This is a genomic window from Actinoallomurus acaciae, assembly GCF_042429965.1.
Lineage (GTDB): Bacteria > Actinomycetota > Actinomycetes > Streptosporangiales > Streptosporangiaceae > Actinoallomurus > Actinoallomurus acaciae.
The window spans coordinates 352-665 of record NZ_JBHLZP010001317.1; the positions used below are offsets into that span (position 1 = coordinate 352).

Annotated in this window: 1 pseudogene; it reads right to left on the reverse strand. The window is 75.8% G+C overall.

From position 1 onward, the window contains the following. Nucleotides 1-314: pseudogene (locus ACFFNX_RS52295) on the reverse strand (DNA polymerase Y family protein); the annotation flags it as partial.

The window sequence follows — 314 nt, forward strand, 5'->3', positions numbered from 1 at the left end:
AGCGTACGGCCGTCGGCGCCGGTCACCTCGACCCCGATGCGGACGCAGGTCAGCGCCTCGGCGACGAGCGCCTCGTGCAGCCGTTCGGCGAGGGACTTGGCGGCGAAGATGACCTGCTCGGCGGCCATGGCGGGCGGGTCGAACTCCGTCGACACGCTCAGGTCGGCGAGCGGCGGCCGCGGGGCCGGCGGCCGGGGGTACAGGCCGCGGGCCAGCCGGTGCGCCCGTATCTCGTCGACGCCGAAACGAGCGGTCACGTCGCGTACCGGCAGCGCCGCGAACGCGCCGAGCGTGCGGATACGAGCCGGGCGAGC